Source organism: Cellulomonas sp. P5_C5, from assembly GCF_054049655.1.
In genome coordinates, this window is the sequence record NZ_JBFULY010000001.1 from 245,860 (window position 1) to 262,107 (window position 16,248).

The window sequence follows — 16,248 nt, forward strand, 5'->3', positions numbered from 1 at the left end:
ACGCGTAGAGAACGTGCCCGGGGCGGGCGGCCACCCGCCCCGGGCACCACCCCTCGGCCAACCCCTCACAGAGCCGATACGTCGAAGGTCCGTGTGCATCGTCGCACCTCCTTCGGGTCCATCAGATCCCTCCTGAAGGAGACCTCATGCCCACCCATCTCCATGCACCACGCTCACGGAAGGCCCGGGCCGTGCTCGCCGGAGCCCTGTCGGCCGTGCTCGTCGCGACCGGTCTCGGTGTCGCGGTCGCCACGACCGCGAGCGCCGCACCCGTCAACATCTCGCAGGGCAAGCTCGCCACGTCCTCGTCGGCGGAGGGCCCGGACTTCACCGCGTCCAAGGCCGTCGACGGCAACGGGAACACCCGCTGGGCCAGCCAGTTCTCCGACGCCCAGTGGATCCAGGTCGACCTGGGCGCCACCGCCACCGTCGACCGCGTCGAGCTGCGCTGGGAGGCCGCCTACGCCAAGGCGTTCCAGGTCCAGCTCTCCCCGAACGGCACCACCTGGACCACCGTCGCCACCGTCACCAACGGCACGGGCGGCAACCAGACGGTCGCCGCGTCGGGCACGGCCCGCTACCTGCGGCTGAACCTCACCGCGCGCGGCACGGGCTACGGCTACTCGCTGTGGGACCTCGCCGTGTACGGCACGGGTGGCGCGAGCACGGCTCCGCACACGCCGAAGCCGCTGCCGCCGGCCCCGCCGGGGGCGGACACGACGGTGACGCACCACGAGTTCCAGGCCAACTGCACCCCGACGCACACGCTGAACGACGACCCGATCGTCTACCCGGGCCAGGCGGGCGCGTCGCACAGCCACACGTTCATGGGCAACCGCTCGACCAACGCGAACACGACGACGGCGTCCCTGCTGGCCGCGAACAGCACCAGCTGCACGGTCCCGCAGGACGAGTCGGCGTACTGGTTCCCGACGCTCATGCGCGGCGAGAACAAGGTCGTCGCCAGCAACGAGCAGACCATCTACTACAAGACCGGGATCATCGACTACAAGAAGGTCGTCCCGTTCCCGCAGGGTCTGCGGTTCCTCGTCGGCAGCATGACGGCGACGAAGGACGAGTTCCGGACGGCCCCCGGCGCGGTCGAGGGCTTCGAGTGCGGCAACAGCTCGTTCAACTGGGACATCCCGGCGAGCTGCCCCGTCGGCTCGCAGCTCAACGTCCGTTACCAGGCACCCAGCTGCTGGGACGGCATCAACCTCGACTCGGCCAACCACAAGAGCCACATGGCGTACCCGGTCAACGGTGAGTGCACGGCGAGCCACCCGGTGGCGGTGCCGATGATCGAGTTCAAGCTGTCCTGGCCCGCCGACGGGAACATGTCGGACGTCCGGTTCTCCAGCGGTCGTGGGTTCTCGTTCCACTACGACTTCTTCAACGCGTGGGACCCGGCCGTGCTCCAGGCGCTGACCGAGCACTGCATCAACGGCGGTCTGCAGTGCAACCCGCGCGGCTACGACCTGTACAAGCCGTGGGCCGGATCGGTGCTCGACGCGAACTACCAGCTCATCCCGTAGCCCCCAGCCGCACGGCCCGGCCGCACCCGCATCAGGCCCGGCCGGGCCGTGCTCCCACCCATCCCGAAGAGGAACCTCCATGCACACCCATGTCCACTCCCGGGCGCGAGCCTGGGTCGCCGCGGTCCTGGCCGCCGGCGTCGTCGCGGTCGGAGCGATCACCGCTGCCACCGCCGCGAACGCCGCGCCCGTGAACCTCTCGCAAGGCAAGACCGCCACGGCGTCGTCGACGGAGAACGCCGACTACACCCCCGCCAAGAACGCGGTCGACGGCAACGCCGCCACTCGCTGGGCCAGCCTCGCGGCCGACCCGCAGACCTTCCAGGTCGACCTCGGCCAGACCGCCACGCTCGACCACGTGACGCTCGTCTGGGAGGCCGCGTACGGCAAGGCGTTCACCGTCCAGACGTCCACCAACGGCACGGCCTGGTCCACGGCCGCCACGGTCACCAACGGCACCGGCGGCACGCAGAACGTGAACGTCGCCGGCACCGCCCGGTACGTGCGGCTCAACCTCACGGCCCGCGGCACCGGCTACGGCTACTCGCTGTGGGAGTTCCAGGTCTTCGGTGAGGTCGGCGGGATCACGCCGACACCGACCCCGACACCGACCGCGACGTCCGGCACGTGCGGCACGGCCAACGTCGCGCAGGGCAAGACGGCCACCGCGTCGACCGCGGAGAACGGCGGCACGCCCGCGAGCGCGGCGGTCGACGGCAACCTCGGCACCCGCTGGTCCAGCACCTTCGCGGACGCGCAATGGTGGCAAGTCGACCTGGGCTCGTCGCAGGCCGTCTGCAAGGTGACGCTGCGGTGGGAGGGCGCGTACGGCAAGGCGTTCCGCGTCCAGACGTCCACCAACGGCACCACGTGGGCGACGGCGGCTACGGTCACCAACGGCACGGGCGGCGTGCAGACGATCGACGTCGCCGCGACCGCGCGCTACGTGCGGCTCGACCTGACGGCCCGGGGCACGGGCTACGGCTACTCGCTCTGGGAGGTCCAGATCAACGCAGGTGGAACTCCTCCAGTGACCGACCCGATCCCGGGCGGCGGTGACCTCGGGCCGAACGTGCACGTGTTCACGCCGACCACCGGCCAGGCGGCGATCCAGGCGAAGCTCGACGAGACGTTCACGGCCCAGGAGACGGCGCAGTTCGGCACCCGCCGGGACCAGTTCCTCTTCGCTCCCGGCACGTACGACGTGCAGGCGCACATCGGGTTCAACACGTCGATCAACGGCCTCGGCCGCAACCCCGACGACGTCAACATCACCGGCGGCGTGTGGGCCGACGCGCAGTGGTTCGACGGCAACGCGACGCAGAACTTCTGGCGCTCGATGGAGAACCTGAAGATCACGCCGTTCACCGGGGAGAACCGCTGGGCGGTCTCGCAGGCGGCGCCCATGCGCCGTATCCACGTGGCGGGCGACCTCGCGGTCTTCCCGTCCTCGTACGGCTGGGCCTCCGGTGGCTTCACGGCGGACTCCAAGGTCGACGGAGCGATGAAGTCGGCGTCGCAGCAGCAGTGGTACACCCGCGACTCGGCGCTGGGCCGCTGGGAGGGCTCGGTCTGGAACATGGTGTTCTCGGGCGTGACCGGCTCGCCGGCACCGAGCTTCCCGAACCCGTCGCACACCGTGCTCGACACCACGCCCGTCAGCCGGGAGAAGCCGTACCTGTACCTCGACGGCTCCAGCTACGCGGTGTTCGTGCCGTCGTCCCGCACCAACGCCCGCGGCGTCTCGTGGCCGAACACGCCGGGCACGTCGATCCCGCTGAGCAAGTTCTACGTCGCCAAGCCCGGTGACACCGCGGACCGCATCAACACCGCGCTGGCCCAGGGCCTGCACCTGCTGCTCACGCCCGGGATCTACTCCCTGGACAAGACGATCGAGGTCAACCGGGCGGACACCGTCGTGCTCGGCCTCGGCTACGCGACGATCGTCCCGACGGCCGGCCAGACGGCCATGAAGGTCGGCGACGTCAACGGCGTGCGGATCGCCGGTGTGCTGTTCGACGCGGGCGTCGTCAACTCCCCGGCGATGCTCGAGGTGGGCTCGGCCGGCAACCACACCGACCGCGCCACCAACCCGGTCTCGCTGCACGACGTGTTCGTCCGCGTCGGCGGCCGGATCCCCGGCAAGGTCACATCGGCCATCGTCGTCAACTCCGACGACACGATCATCGACCACATCTGGTCCTGGCGCGGTGACCACGGGGCCGGGGTGGGCTGGAACGAGAACCCGTCCGCGTACGGCCTCGTCGTGAACGGCAACGACGTGCTCGGGCTGGGTCTGTTCGTGGAGCACTACCAGAAGGAGAACACCCTCTGGAACGGTGACCGCGGGCGGACGATCTTCTACCAGAACGAGCTGCCGTACGACGTGCCCAACCAGGCGGCGTGGCAGAACGGCTCCCGCCGCGGCTACGCGGGCTACCGGGTGGCCGACGGTGTGACCACCCACGAGCTCTGGGGCGGCGGCGTGTACAGCTTCTTCAACGTCGACCCGAGCATCGTCGTCGACAGCGGGTTCCAGGCGCCGGTGAAGCCGGGGGTGCGGTTCCACAACATCCTCACGGTGTCGCTCGGCGGCAACGGGATCATCGCGCACGTCATCAACGACACCGGCGGCGTGGCCCAGGGCACGGCCACCATCCCGTCGTACCTGGCCAGCTACGGCGGCTGACCCAGCGCAGCGCACCGACGGCCCCGGTCCCACGACCGGGGCCGTCGGTGTATCTCACCCGGCCCCGCCGACTCCTTCGTGTCACCCTCGTCAGGAGGGTGCCGCACGCTGACGTGCGGCTCGTCGGGACGAGAGGGACGTCATGCCGGAGCAGGTCCTCACCGGGCGGACGGTCGCGTTCGACCCCGCCACCCACGGCTTCGCGTTCCCCAACGCGTTCGTCAACGAGGTGCTCACGCTGCCCAACGGCGCCCGGATCACCACGGCCGGCCGGTGCGGCGGGATGGCGTACGCGGCCCTCGACTACTTCCTCGCGGGCCAGCCGGTCCCCGTGTGGCGCTCCGACCTGTGGACGCCCAGCCGCGTCCCGCCCGACAGCCACTGGCTCGCGCAGCTGTTCACCCAGCGCCTGCGGGACTCGTTCTTCACCGGCTCCGCCGCGAAGTTCGTCACGTGGTCCATGCACTCCGACGACGAGACCTGGGTGTTCAAGGGCGTCACGCGGTGGACCAAGGAGGAGGAGGTCCCCCGGCTCATCGCGTCGATCGACGCCGGGCGGCCCGTGGTGCTCGGCCTGGTCGTCGCGCGCAACCTCGCGTCCATCGGCGACAACCACCAGGTCATCGCGTACGGCTACGAGCAGGACCGCTCGACGGGCCGCACGACGGTGCTGATCTACGACAGCAACACCCCCCGCAAGCCCGTGACGCTGACGTCCGACGCCGACCAGCCCGACTGGACCGCGTCCAACGGCCACTCCTGGCGGGGGTTCTTCCTGCAGGACTACACGCCACGACGCCCCCGGGTGCTCACCCGGAAGGCCCCCGACGGCAAGGACCCCGTGTCCACCGGCGACACCGTCAAGCTGTCGCACGTGTGGACCGGGCTGACGCTGCACTCCCACGACCTGCCCTACACCCACCCCGGCACCGACGGCCTGCAGCAGGTCACCTGCTTCGGGGGATCCGACGACAACGACCGCTGGCTGCTCGTCGGGACCGCCGGGACACCCGCGGGCACCGACCTGCGCGACGGGTCGGTGGTCCGGCTGCGGCACGTGTCCACCGGCCGGTGGCTCCGCAGCAGCGCGGGAGTGCAGTCACCGCTCTCGAAGCAGCAGCAGGTCAGCGCCTCGGACACGGCCGACGCCGGCGCGGACTGGCGCGTCGAGGTCGTCGACTCGCGCCCGTGGACCGCCGGCGCCCGCGTCCGCCTCGTGCACGTCGCGACGGACGCGTCCCTGCACTCCCACCACGCGTCCGACCCGCGACTGACCGCCGGCCAGCAGGAGGTCACCGGCTACCGGAAGCGCGACGTCAACGACTGGTGGACGGTGCTGGAGCTCAGCTGAGCCTCGCCCGGGCACGCGCGGTTCCGACGTCGCGCGCTCGCTCGTCGCAGCCGTTCAGCCGACCCACACCTCGCCGTCGTCGCGCACGACCCTGCCGACCAGGCGAGGGCTCTCGGTCGGTCCGAACGCGACGTTGAATCCACCCTCGACGACGACGCCGTCGTCCCCGTCGAACGTCGCGGTCGCCGTCACGACGAACGGCGACTCCACGAACCGGAACGTCAGCACGTAGGTGTCGGGGGCCGTCCAGGTGCCGCTGACCAGCACGTCCTCCGGGTCGTGCCGCCGCACCGAGGTCCGCGCGAGCACCGGCTCCGCGTGCCCGACCGACACGATGACCGTCTCCTCCTCGTGGTCGATGGTCAGCCGGTCGTGCCCGTCGCCGACCTCCAGCACCGCGTTCCGGATCCCCAGCGTGTTCGGCTCGAACGTGATCGTGCGCCCGTCGAGGTGTGCGCCGACGCGCGACGTCGGCGAGCCGTGCGGCGGGTCCAGACGCAGCCCGGCCAGCCGCTCGCCGAGCAGCCGTCGACCCTCGGGGTCGTCCGGGAGCGGGCCGTCACCGAGCCCGGGCAGCAGGTGCTCCCAGACGAGCGCGAGCTCACCGTGCATCTCGCCGACGCCCGCGGTGATCGCCACGACGACGTCCTGCTCGGGCAGAACCACGCAGTACTGACCGAACGCCCCGTCCCCGCGGTAGCTGTCGTGACGCCCGCGCCAGAACTGGTACCCGTAGCCCTGCGCCCAGTCGATGTCGGGGTTCTGGTCGTTGGGCACCTGCGCGCGCGTCGCCTCCGCGACCCACCCCTCCGGGAGGACACGCACCCCGTCCCAGACGCCGTCCTGCAGGTACAGCTGGCCGAACGCGGCGATGTCCTCGGTGGTCCCCGACATCCCGCTGCCGCCGACGTCGACGCCGCGGGGCGACTGCTGCCACGCCGCCCCCTCGATGCCCAGCGGCTCGAACAGCCGAGGGCCGAGGTAGTCGAGCAGGCGCTCGCCGGTGACCTTGTGCACCAGCGCGGCCAGGACGTGCGTGCCCGCGGTGTTGTAGACGAAGAACGTGCCGGGCTCGTGCTCGACCGGCTCCGCGAGGAACGCCTTCACCCAGTCCCCCGTCTGGAACGCCCGACCCGTGGGGTCGTCCGCGTGCCCCGTGGTCATCGTGAGCAGGTGCCGGACGCGCATCCGCCGCAGGTTCTCGTCCGGGTCGGCCGGTGCCTCGTCGGCGAAGTGGTCCAGGACGAGGTCGTCCACCCCGAACCGCCCCTCGGCGACCGCGAACCCGACCGCCGTCGACGTGAAGCTCTTGCTCAGCGAGAAGAGCTCGTGCAGCCGGTCCGGCGCGAACGGCGCCGCCCACCCCTCCGCGACCACCGACCCGTGCCGCACCACCATCAGCGAGTGCAGCTCGGGCCAGTCGACGAGCGCGTCGACCAGCCGCAGGAGAGCCCGTGGGTCGACCCCCTGCTCCTCGGGTGCGGAACGGGGCAGACGTCGAAGTCCAGGCATGCGCCCACCCTGCCACCCGCCGCCCGCGCCCGCCCGGACGCGACGAACGCCCCGGTCCGCAGGGGACCGGGGCGTTCGTCGTGCGTGCTGTGCGGGTCAGCCCACCTGGGGCAGGGTGCCCGTCCCGCTGTCGCTGATCGTCGGACCGGCGGCCGGCAGGTCGGTGCCCGAACCGGGGGTGCCGTAGGAGGCTCCGACGGGGACCGGGTCCGACGTGAACGAACCGCGCGGGACACCGCGGAAGATGAACTCTCCGAGCAGACCCTCACCCTCGGCGTCCACGATCACCTTCTGGCCGGCCTTGAGCTCGCCGAACAGGATCTTCTCGGACAGTGCGTCCTCGATGTCCCGCTGGATCGCACGGCGCAGCGGCCGAGCACCCAGGACCGGGTCGTAACCCTTCTCCGACAGCAGCTTCTTGGCCGCGGGCGTGATCTCGATGTCCATGTCCTTGTCCCGCAGACGCTTGGCCAGCTTGGCGACCATGAGGTCGACGATCTGGAAGATCTCCGGCTGGGACAGCTGCGGGAACACGACCACGTCGTCGACGCGGTTGAGGAACTCAGGCCGGAAGTGCTGCTTGAGCTCGTCGTTGACCTTGGACTTCATGCGCTCGTACGACGTCGACAGGTCCCCGCCGGCCTGGAAGCCGGTCATGAGGCCCTTGGCGATGTCCCGGGTGCCGAGGTTCGTGGTCATGATGATGACGGTGTTCTTGAAGTCGACGACGCGGCCCTGCGAGTCGGTCAGGCGACCGTCCTCGAGGATCTGCAGCAGCGAGTTGAAGATGTCCGCGTGCGCCTTCTCGACCTCGTCGAAGAGGACCACCGAGAACGGCTTGCGACGCACCTTCTCCGTGAGCTGCCCGCCCTCGTCGTACCCGACGTAGCCGGGGGGCGAGCCGAACAGGCGCGACACGGTGTGCTTCTCCGAGAACTCGGACATGTCGAGCTGGATCAGCGCGTCCTCGTCACCGAAGAGGAACTCCGCGAGCGCCTTGGCCAGCTCCGTCTTCCCGACGCCCGTGGGGCCGGCGAAGATGAACGAGCCACCGGGACGCTTCGGGTCCTTGAGCCCGGCACGCGTCCGACGGATGGCCTGCGAGAGCGCCTTGATGGCGGCGTCCTGGCCGACGACCCGCTTGTGCAGGTTCTCCTCCATGTGGAGCAGGCGGCTGGACTCCTCCTCGGTGAGCTTGAACACCGGGATGCCGGTGGCGATCGCCAGCACCTCGGCGATGAGCTCCTCGTCCACCTCCGCGACCGCGTCGAGGTCGCCGGACTTCCAGGCCTTCTCCTTCTCCACGCGCTTGAGACCGAGCTGCTTCTCGGCGTCGCGGAGACGGGCTGCCTTCTCGAAGTCCTGCTCGTCGATCGCCGACTCCTTGTCGCGGCGCGTCTCGGCGATCTGCTCGTCGAGCTCGCGCAGCTCCGGCGGAGCCGTCATGCGGCGGATGCGCAGGCGGGCGCCGGCCTCGTCGACCAGGTCGATCGCCTTGTCCGGCAGGTAGCGGTCGTTGACGTACCGGTCCGCCAGCGTCGCGGCGGCGACCAGGGCGGCGTCCGTGATGGACACCCGGTGGTGCGCCTCGTACCGGTCGCGCAGACCCTTGAGGATCTCGATCGCGTGCTGCAGGTTGGGCTCGGCCACCTGGATCGGCTGGAAGCGACGCTCCAGGGCCGGGTCCTTCTCGACGTACTTGCGGTACTCGTCGAGCGTGGTGGCACCGATGGTCTGCAGCTCGCCGCGCGCCAGCATCGGCTTGAGGATGCTGGCGGCGTCGATGGCGCCCTCGGCGGCACCCGCACCGACGAGGGTGTGGATCTCGTCGATGAACAGGATGATGTCGCCGCGCGTGCGGATCTCCTTGAGGACCTTCTTCAGGCGCTCCTCGAAGTCACCGCGGTAGCGGGAACCCGCCACGAGCGCGCCCAGGTCCAGCGTGTAGAGCTGCTTGTCCTTGAGCGTCTCGGGCACGTCGCCGCGCACGATGTCCTGCGCGAGCCCCTCGACGACGGCGGTCTTGCCGACGCCAGGCTCTCCGATGAGGACCGGGTTGTTCTTGGTGCGGCGGGACAGCACCTGCATGACCCGCTCGATCTCCTTCTCGCGCCCGATGACCGGGTCGAGCTTGCCGTCGCGCGCAGCCTGCGTGAGGTTGCGCCCGAACTGGTCGAGGACGGCGCTGCCCGAGGGCTGGCCCTCCTGCGGACCACCGGCGGCGACGGGCTCCTTGCCCTGGTAGCCGGAGACGAGCTGGATGACCTGCTGGCGAACGCGGTTCAGGTCCGCACCGAGCTTGTTGAGGACCTGGGCGGCGACGCCCTCGCCCTCACGGATGAGGCCGAGCAGGATGTGCTCGGTCCCGATGTAGTTGTGGCCCAGCTGGAGCGCCTCGCGCAGCGACAGCTCGAGGACCTTCTTGGCGCGCGGGGTGAAGGGGATGTGGCCCGACGGGGCCTGCTGGCCCTCGCCGATGATCTCCTGCACCTGGGCGCGCACGGCCTCGAGCGAGATGCCGAGCGACTCCAGAGCCTTGGCGGCGACGCCCTCACCCTCGTGGATGAGGCCCAGGAGGATGTGCTCCGTCCCGATGTAGTTGTGGTTGAGCATCCGTGCCTCTTCTTGGGCAAGGACGACCACACGACGGGCTCGGTCCGTGAATCTCTCGAACATGTGCACTCCTCACGAGCTGCGTGCCGGCTCCCCTGGCTGGCGCACCGGGGGTCGACGGGGCGGCGTTGTTCGATGCTAACTGCGGGGTGGTCCCTGGACTGCCCGTGTTCGCCGCAGGCGTGACGACCGGCCCCGGTTGCGCAGGCGACGTCACGACCGCGCGAACGCGACGAGCGGGTCGAGGTCGTCGGGATCCGCGTCCGCGCGCCGCAACGCGACGAGGTAGGCGCCCCGGTCCGGGGTGTCGGTCTGCAGGTCCGCTCCTGCTCCCCAGGAGAAGGGCACACCGCCGAGCTGCCGCATCAGGACGTCGCAGTAGGCCCGCGCGTGCCGCCCGTTGCCGTTCGGGAACGGGTGGACGGCAACGAGCCGGTGGTGGATCTTGGCGACGGCCTGGTCGCGGGTGATCCACTCCGTCTCCGGAGCGACCCAGAACGCGGCGTTTTCGACGAGGTTCCGGACCTCGACGGCGATCTGCACGGGATCGATGCCGATGCTCTTCTCGGTCGTGCGGTAGGTACCCGCCCACGACCAGACGCGGCCGAACATTTCCTTGTGGAACGACCTGACGAACGTGTCGGTCAGCACCGTCGCCACCGAGAGACGGCGGCGGCGCAGCCCGAGGACGGCCTGGGTGATGTTCTGCTGCTCGGCGACGTTGAGGTCGTCGCGCGTCGCGACGTACGTCGGGATCAGGCCGTCGCGCTCATCCGGTTCGAGGGGCGTCGCACCCGCGGCGTCGCTGAGCAGAGAGTCAGGCACGCCACAGCCCGCGCTGGCTGAGGACCTCCTCGACCGCCACCTCGAACGCCTCTCTGGTCCGGTCGTCGTCCAGACCCTGTCCTTCGAGGCGCATGGAGTTGGCGATCGCCGGGAGCTCGCGAGCGACCACCCGCTCGGCTTGCGCGTGGACGGCTGCCTCCAGGGAGTCGCGAGGCACGAGGGCGTAGACGAGCTCGCAGTCCAGCGCCTCGGCAGCGCGCCGGAGCGTGTCGATCCGCACGCTCCCCCGACGCTCCGAGGACTCCAGCTTGCTGACGGCCACCGGGCTGACGCCCATGCGTGCCGCGAGGTCTGCTGCGCTCATCCCGAGCGCGTCGCGGATCGCGCGCACCCAACCGGCAGCGGGTACTGCTGAGTCGACAGTGACGGCGCGCCAGCCGGCAAGCCGCCGGTCGAGGGCGCGCCGACCTTGCTGGGAGGCGAGAGAGGCAGCAGACATACTTCTAGGTTAGCAAAGTCTTGACTGCGGATAATCTTCAAGTTAGTAGACGGGCTCGAATCAGTAACCTACGAGTTGGCTCGATCCGTGCTGCCGTGCGGCGCAGCCGGGTGCACGATCACCCACGTCGCGACGGTGACGCCGTCGGTCTGGTTGCTCAGCCGGTGCGGGGTGCCGCAGGCGTAGGAGACGGTGTCGCCGGCGCGCACGACGACGCGCTCGTCGGGGAAGTCGATGGTGAGCTCACCCTGGGACACGGTCCCGATCTCGTAGCCGACGTGCGTGAGCAGCTCGTTCTGCTCGGCGCCGGTGGAGCCGGGCGGGTAGGTGGACTCGAAGAAGTCGACGTCGCGTGACGGCCCTGGGGAGAGCCGTCGGAACACCACGCCGCCCGCGAGGCGGACGACGTCGGCCTCGACGGCCCGGCGCACGACGTAGCCGTCGAGCACGGGCTGCGGCGCAGGATCGGCGACGCCGCCGAAGACATCCACGAGCGACGCGTCGAGCGCGGTGACGAACGCGAAGAGGCGGTTCACCGACGGGCGCAGCACCCCGCGCTCGATCTGCGAGACCGCGCTGGTGGAGATGCCGAGACGCTTCCCGACCTCCTTCAACGTGAGCCCGCGCTCCTCGCGCAGCTGCCGCAGGCGGCCGCCGAGCTGCTCGGAGTCGAACGCGTCGAGGAGGGCGGCCTGCCGCCGAAGAACGCTGTCGGCGGTCGTCGTCACGCGGAACCTCCGTAGGAGCGACTGAAGTCCAAAGTTCACAAAACTTCACAGAACGGTAACCGGATGCCTGTTGTGAAGTCATAGGTTCACAACCGTTCAGCGATCGCTTCACCGTACGGGATGACGGACACAGCCGGACAGAGCTCGTCGGGACGCCGACGACCCACCACGTCGCGACGCACCTGGTCGCTCCCCCACCACGACCTTCCCCGCGTGAGGACCACCATGAACCCTGGACCCGAAACCACAGCGCTGCCGAACGACGTCGTCGAGGCCGCCGGCCTGCCCCCCGGCGCCGGCACGATGCAGCCCGGCTACGACCCCCGGCTCACCAACGAGGACCTGGCGCCGCTGAAGAAGCAGACCTGGTCGTCGTACAACATCTTCGCGTTCTGGATGTCCGACGTGCACAGCGTCGGCGGCTACGTCACGGCCGGCTCCCTGTTCGCGCTCGGCATCGCCAGCTGGCAGGTGCTCGTCGCGCTCATCGTCGGCATCGTCATCGTGCAGGTCTTCTGCAACCTCGTCGCCAAGCCGAGCCAGAAGACCGGCGTGCCCTACCCGGTCATCAACCGCGCGGTGTTCGGCGTGCTCGGCGCCAACATCCCGGCCATCATCCGCGGCCTCATCGCCGTCGCCTGGTACGGCGTGCAGACGTTCCTCGCGGCCGAGGCGCTGAACATCATCTTCCTCAAGTTCATCCCGAGCTCGGCTGAGCTGCTGGAGACCGGGTTCCTCGGGCTGTCGACGCTGGGCTGGATCTCCTACGCGATCCTCTGGGTAGCCCAGGCGGCGCTGTTCTGGACGGGCATGGAGACCATCCGCAAGTTCATCGACTGGGCCGGTCCCGCCGTCTACGTCGTGATGATCGCGCTCGCGGTCTACCTGGTGTCCGAGGCGGGCTGGGAGAACATCTCGCTCAACCTCTCCTCCGGTCCGCCGATGGGCTTCTGGGCGTCGATCCCGGTGATGCTCGGGGCGATCGCGCTCGTCGTGTCCTACTTCTCGGGGCCGATGCTGAACTTCGGCGACTTCGCGCGGTACGGGAAGAGCTTCGCGGCGGTGAAGAAGGGCAACTTCCTCGGGCTGCCGCTCAACTTCCTCTTCTTCTCGCTGCTGACGGTCATCTGCGCGTCGGCGACGGTCCCGGTGTTCGGCGAGCTCATCACCGACCCGATCCACACCGTGCAGCAGATCGACACCCCGTTCGCGATCCTGCTGGGCGGGCTCACGTTCGTCACCGCGACCGTCGGCATCAACATCGTCGCCAACTTCATCTCCCCCGCCTTCGACTTCTCCAACGTCTCCCCGCAGAAGATCAGCTGGCGCATGGGCGGCATGATCGCGGCCGTCGGGTCGGTGCTGCTGACGCCGTGGAACTGGTACTCCAACGCGAACGCCATCCACTACACGCTGGGCGTCCTGGGTGCGCTGATCGGCCCGCTGTTCGGCATCCTCATCGCCGGCTACTACGTGATCGGCAAGCAGCGCGTGCACGTCGACGACATGTTCACGATGTCGACGAAGGGCAAGTACTGGTACTCGGGCGGCTACAACCGCAACGCCGTGGCGACCGTGCTCGTCGCGGGACTGATCTCGGTGGCGGCAGCCGTGCTGCCCAAGGCGTTCGCGGACATGGGCGCGTTCGACGTCACCTGGATCGCGAGCTACAGCTGGTTCATCGGCTGCGGGCTCGGCTACGGGATCTTCCTCTTCCTGGAGCGCCGCAACCCGCAGATCCCCGTGCTCGACCCGGCCGACGAGCACGTGTCGGACGGCACGGTGGACGAGCGCACAGGGACGCCTGCGTCCCCCGAGCCAGCGGTCTGAGCGTGCACATCCGGGTCATCAACCCCAACACCACCCGGGCGATGACCGACCTGATCGGTCGGTCCGCCCGGGTGGTGGCGGCCCCGGGGACGCTCGTCGACGCCGTCCAGCCGACGATGGGTCCCGCGTCGATCGAGAGCCACTACGAGGAGGCGCTGGCCGTCCCCGGCATCCTCGAGCAGATCGCGCTCGGGGAGTCCGACGGGGTCGACGCCTACGTGGTGGCCTGCTTCGGTGACCCCGGCGTCGACGCCGCGCGCGAGCTCGCCCGCGGTCCGGTCATCGGGATCGCGGAGGCCGCGATGCACGCCGCAACCCTCGTCGGCCGCCGGTTCGCCGTCGTCACCACGCTGGGCCGCACGACCGCCCGGGCACGCGAGCTGGTGGACCGGTACGGGTTCCGGGACGCGTGCGTCGCCGTGCGCGCGTGCGAGGTGCCCGTCCTGGCCCTCGACGGCGCCCGCGCGCGGCTCGTCGACGAGTGCCGACGAGCGGTCGAGCAGGACGGCGCCGACGTGGTCGTCCTCGGCTGCGCCGGCATGGCCGAGCTCTGCGCGATGATCGCCGACGAGATCGGGGTCCCCGTGGTCGACGGCGTCGCCGCCGGCACGGTGCTCGCGCAGTCCCTGGTCGCCCTGGGCCTCCGGCCGTGCGGCACCGACGAGTACGCACCGCCGCCCGCCAAGCCGATGGCCGGGCTCCTCGCGGGTTTCGAGATCCGCGCGGACGCCCCCGTGCCCGTGGCCTGACGCAGCGGGCGACGCGATCAGGAAGCGGGGTCGGCGACTCGGGCCGCACGCGGCGTCGACGCGTCCGCGACGTCGAGTCCCGTCGAGCGCAGGAGGTCGACCCACGCCTGGGGAGCAGCCCGCGGAGCAACGCCGAGCAACGCACCGCCGTCGTCCGAACGCAGCGCCCAGATCCGGGTCGACACCTGGGTCGCGTCCCAGAACCTGCTCCGACCCGAGCGCTCGCGGGTGCGCAGCAGGGTGTTCCACTGGGTGGCGAGCTCGTGGCGCTCCGTCAGTGACCGGAAAGCCAGGTCACAGTGGCGCGTCCGCGCGACCCACCACTCCGCCAGGGCCGCCAGGAGGGTCCCGATCACCCAGACGACGAGCACGACGACGGCGTCCGACCGACTCAGGCTCCCCGCCGAGCTCACGGCGACGACGGCGTAGGTCGCGACGCCGCCCCAGAGGAGCACCTGCTCGAGGCGCCGGACCGGCGGTGGCCGCTCCGCGCCCGTGACACGCACCGTGAAGCCGAGCCCGACCCACAGGGCGAACACCAGCATCCCGGCGTCGGTGGCCGCGCTCACCAGGTGGGGCCCGGCCGGCTGCGCCGACCGGGCGATCAGGTTGACGGTGATCAGGAGCAGGACCCACCGCAAGGCGGAGAACGTCAGGCGCGGAGGCGGGGGCCGCAGGGCGTTCAGCTCGTCCTCGAGCCGCGGCAGCGCACGGAACGGCGAGGTGAAGGGGTTGATCGGTCCGGACGTCGTGCCCGAGGGCTCCGACGGGACGTCGTCGGGTACGGGCGGTCGGTCGACCGGCACGTCGTCGCTCGGGTCCGTCCGGACCGGCGTCGGGACGTCGGGGTGGTCGCGCGGAGCGGGCCGCGCCGGCCGGCGTGGAACGGGTGCGCCGAAGCCGACGTCCTCGCCCCATCCCTCGGGGGCCGCGGGGTCGAGCCCGGCGTCGTACTCGGCACGGCGCCCGGCCTCGCCGAGGTGCCACCAGGCGACGGAGACGGCGGCGAACTCGGTCGCGGAGCCGCCGGTGTCGGGGTGCGACTCGCGGGCACGTCGCCGGTACGCGGCGCGGATCGTGTGGTGCGACGCGTCCGGATCGACGCCGAGGACCTCGTAGTGCGTCACGGCATCACACGCGCGGGAGCGTGGCCGGACGACTGGCCGCCAGCCCAGGGGGGACGCGGAGGCGGTAGGTCACCTGCTCGACCAGCCAGTCGGCGCGGGCCAGCGCCTGCGCGTGCTCGTCGGCCGTGCTGCCCAGCTGGGGGAGCAGCTCACGCGTCGCCTTGATCACGAGGGCGGTTCTCTCGTCGCGACGGAGCACGACGATCTCCTGGCTCCTCGGCAGCAGATCCGGACCGGTGGTCTGGGCGACGTGCCCGAGCCAGTCGGTGGGGACGGGCACGGTCCGCAGGGCTCCGTCGCGCACGACAGCAGGCAGGAAGGGCCAGGCCTGCGCAGCGGAGGCCTGCGCCGACGACGCCGACGGAGCGGCCGGATCGGTCACGGGTCCGTCAGCGGCGGGCGCATGCGGCGACGAGCCCGGCACACCGGCGGGGACCCACCCGATCCGCCGTTGCGGGGTGCCGTCGCTCTCGTGGCGATCCAGGTGCACGTGGCGCCACGGTCCCGCGACCACGGCCGACTGCCCGCCCACGACCACCGGCCGCGCCGCGACGGCGACGTACACCCGGTCCCGGTGCGCCCTCCAGGCCCGCAGCACCTGGAGCACCTCGGGCCCGACCTGCTGCAGGGAGCCGTCCGAGCAGGCCTGCTCAGCGACGACGGGGCTGTCGTGCTGAGCGTCCCGCCGGGTCTGCACGGGGAGATCGGCCCAGCCGAAGACCTCGGCGTCGAAGCCGACCGTCTGCGTGCTGCGCGACGTCGTCGGGACGACCGTCAGCTCGTGTGCACGGCGCACGAGCGCACGCTCGTCGGTCATCGATACCTCCCC

The 16,248-nt window shown here is 70.7% G+C and carries 12 protein-coding genes; 5 read left to right on the top strand and 7 right to left on the bottom strand.

Annotation, left to right across the window (positions count from 1 at the left end; translation table 11 throughout):
• Positions 1 to 146: 146 nt before the first annotated feature.
• The 3 genes from ACXJKF_RS01170 (at position 147) to ACXJKF_RS01180 (ending at position 5,575) form a co-directional block, all read left to right on the top strand.
• Positions 147 to 1,535, top strand: a complete 1,389-nt coding sequence (locus tag ACXJKF_RS01170; protein WP_456785910.1) for a DUF1996 domain-containing protein — start codon at positions 147 to 149, stop codon at positions 1,533 to 1,535.
• A 79-nt stretch (positions 1,536 to 1,614) separates the two neighbouring features.
• Complete coding sequence (locus tag ACXJKF_RS01175) at positions 1,615 to 4,224, top strand: discoidin domain-containing protein (RefSeq protein WP_456785911.1); 2,610 nt, start codon at positions 1,615 to 1,617, stop codon at positions 4,222 to 4,224.
• A 142-nt stretch (positions 4,225 to 4,366) separates the two neighbouring features.
• Positions 4,367 to 5,575: an MIR domain-containing protein gene (locus ACXJKF_RS01180; RefSeq protein ID WP_456785912.1), complete on the top strand. Its 1,209-nt coding sequence runs from the start codon at positions 4,367 to 4,369 to the stop codon at positions 5,573 to 5,575.
• Positions 5,576 to 5,629: 54 nt separating this feature from the next.
• Here ACXJKF_RS01180 and ACXJKF_RS01185 read toward each other — a convergent pair whose 3' ends face one another.
• The 5 genes from ACXJKF_RS01185 to ACXJKF_RS01205 all read right to left on the bottom strand — a co-directional run bounded on the left by ACXJKF_RS01185 (position 5,630) and on the right by ACXJKF_RS01205 (position 11,713).
• Positions 5,630 to 7,087: a serine hydrolase domain-containing protein gene (locus ACXJKF_RS01185; RefSeq protein WP_456785913.1), complete on the bottom strand. Its 1,458-nt coding sequence runs from the start codon at positions 7,085 to 7,087 to the stop codon at positions 5,630 to 5,632.
• Between the two features lie 96 nt (positions 7,088 to 7,183).
• A complete protein-coding gene (locus tag ACXJKF_RS01190; RefSeq protein ID WP_456785914.1) occupies positions 7,184 to 9,763 on the bottom strand; it encodes an ATP-dependent Clp protease ATP-binding subunit in 2,580 nt (859 codons plus the stop codon).
• A 150-nt stretch (positions 9,764 to 9,913) separates the two neighbouring features.
• Positions 9,914 to 10,525, bottom strand: coding sequence for a mobile mystery protein B (locus ACXJKF_RS01195; RefSeq protein ID WP_456785915.1), 612 nt, complete (start codon positions 10,523 to 10,525; stop codon positions 9,914 to 9,916).
• On the bottom strand, positions 10,518 to 10,985 hold the full coding sequence (locus ACXJKF_RS01200; protein ID WP_456785916.1) for a mobile mystery protein A: 468 nt from the start codon (positions 10,983 to 10,985) through the stop codon (positions 10,518 to 10,520). Before ACXJKF_RS01200 ends, ACXJKF_RS01195 begins: the two co-directional genes overlap by 8 nt.
• Before the next feature lie 68 nt (positions 10,986 to 11,053).
• Entirely contained in the window at positions 11,054 to 11,713 is a 660-nt protein-coding gene (locus tag ACXJKF_RS01205; RefSeq protein WP_456785917.1) for a helix-turn-helix domain-containing protein, read from the bottom strand.
• 225 nt (positions 11,714 to 11,938) lie between these two features.
• Between ACXJKF_RS01205 and ACXJKF_RS01210 the strand changes: the two genes are divergently transcribed.
• Both ACXJKF_RS01210 and ACXJKF_RS01215 read left to right on the top strand, forming a co-directional pair.
• Entirely contained in the window at positions 11,939 to 13,543 is a 1,605-nt protein-coding gene (locus tag ACXJKF_RS01210; RefSeq protein ID WP_456785918.1) for an NCS1 family nucleobase:cation symporter-1, read from the top strand.
• Positions 13,544 to 13,545: 2 nt separating this feature from the next.
• Positions 13,546 to 14,292, top strand: coding sequence for an aspartate/glutamate racemase family protein (locus ACXJKF_RS01215; protein WP_456785919.1), 747 nt, complete (start codon positions 13,546 to 13,548; stop codon positions 14,290 to 14,292).
• Between the two features lie 17 nt (positions 14,293 to 14,309).
• Here the strand turns inward: ACXJKF_RS01215 and ACXJKF_RS01220 are convergent, their stop codons facing one another.
• Both ACXJKF_RS01220 and ACXJKF_RS01225 read right to left on the bottom strand, forming a co-directional pair.
• Entirely contained in the window at positions 14,310 to 15,419 is a 1,110-nt protein-coding gene (locus tag ACXJKF_RS01220) for a J domain-containing protein (RefSeq protein ID WP_456785920.1), read from the bottom strand.
• Between the two features lie 4 nt (positions 15,420 to 15,423).
• Positions 15,424 to 16,236: a hypothetical protein gene (locus ACXJKF_RS01225; RefSeq protein WP_456785921.1), complete on the bottom strand. Its 813-nt coding sequence runs from the start codon at positions 16,234 to 16,236 to the stop codon at positions 15,424 to 15,426.
• Between the last annotated feature and the right edge of the window lie 12 nt (positions 16,237 to 16,248).